The sequence below is a fragment of the Streptomyces sp. MMCC 100 genome (assembly GCF_041538145.2).
Classification (GTDB): Bacteria; Actinomycetota; Actinomycetes; order Streptomycetales; family Streptomycetaceae; genus Streptomyces.
Genome location: NZ_JBGORK020000004.1, coordinates 1 through 1490 on the forward strand (window position 1 = coordinate 1; position 1490 = coordinate 1490).

Annotated in this window: 1 protein-coding gene; it reads right to left on the bottom strand. The window is 70.1% G+C overall.

The genetic code is table 11. The features are described from left to right. Positions 1-23: 23 nt before the first annotated feature. Complete coding sequence (locus ABS735_RS38445; RefSeq protein ID WP_373906642.1) at positions 24-1226, bottom strand: IS110 family RNA-guided transposase; 1203 nt, start codon at positions 1224-1226, stop codon at positions 24-26. Positions 1227-1490 lie beyond the last annotated feature (264 nt).

Genomic DNA, 1490 nt, shown 5'->3' on the forward strand with positions numbered 1-1490 from the left:
GGGGGGTGCCTCTATGTCTTTCGTCAAGCGAGGCGCGGGGTTCTGGGTTCGTAGAAGGTGCCGTCGCGGAGCATCGCGAACAGCACGTTGATCCGTTGTCGAGCGAGCCGGAGGAGGGCCTGTGTGTGGGTCTTTCCTCGGGCCCGGCACTTGTCGTAGTAGGTGCGGGAGGCGGGATCGTGCAGGGCGGCGAACGCGGACAGGAACATCGCGCGTTTGAGCTGCCGGTTGCCGCCGCGTGGGGTGTGTTCGCCGTGGATCGAGGTCCCGGACGACTTCGTGGTCGGGGCGAGGCCGGCGTAGGAGGCGAGGTGGGCGGCGGTGGGGAAGCTGGTGCCGTCGCCGACGGTGACCAGCAGGGTTGCGGCGGTCCTGACGCCGACGCCGGGCAGCGACGTCAGGACCTTCGAAAGAGGGTGATCCTCCAGCAGGGCTGTGATCTGGGCTTCTGCCGCCCGTCGCTGTTCGTGGACGGCGCCGAGCGAGCGGGCCAGCGAGGGGATCACGATGTCGAGGGTGCCGGTGCCCGGAACGACGACGGTCTGCTCGTCGAGGGCCTCGAAGAGGTCGGCGATCAGCCGGTTCGCCATCCGGGGCGCCTTGGGCCGGATCACCTCGACGAGCTTGCGGCGGCCGGCTTTTCGCAGGCTGGCGGGGGATCCGTAGCGCTCCAGCAGCCAGGTGACGGCCGGGTGGTCGAGCCGGGGGCCGAGGACGCGTTCCAGGCTGGGGTGGAACTGGGTGAGCAGGCCGCGGATGCGGTTGCTGGTGCGGGTGGCCTCGGCCGCGAGGTCCTGGTCGAAGCCGACGAGGACCGTGAGCTCGGCGGTGATCTCGTCGGTCAGCTCCAGCGAGCGCAGGGTGTGCGGCATGGTGCGGGCCGCGTCGGCGATGACCGCGGCGTCCTTGGCGTCGGTCTTCGCTTCGCCGGGGTAGAGGTCGGCGATCCGCCGCATCGCGAGTCCGGGCAGGTAGGCGACCTTGCAGCCCGCGTCGCGGGCGACCGTGAGGGGCAGGGCGCCGATGGATGCGGGCTGGTCCACGATCACCAGGACGGTGCCGAACTTGGTCTTCAGCCTGGTGAAGACGTCCCGCAGCTTCGGTTCGGTGTTCGGGAGTTGCTTGTCGAAGACCTTCTTGCCGGCCGGGGTGAGGCCGTGCCCGTGGTGGGTGCTCTTGCCGACGTCCAGGCCGAGGAAGACGCCTATCTCGTCGCTGTCGTTCAAGCCGTCCTCCCGAACGGATGTCGTGCGTGCTGGCCTGGGCGTTGGCGTCGTGCGCGCATCCACGTTATGCAGACCTGCCGCCCGCGAAGGGCCGGGCGTTGCGCTCGGCCGGGCGGTAGTCGGACCTCTCATCAGCGTCTCCAACGGCGCCTCTCGGGCCCGGTGGCACCACCCCCCAGGTCATCGGTCCGACAGGGGGGACCAGCCATGCCGGGCCCGGAGGCCAGCGGCCCTCTTGCAGGACCGCGAAGAACATAACGGGGG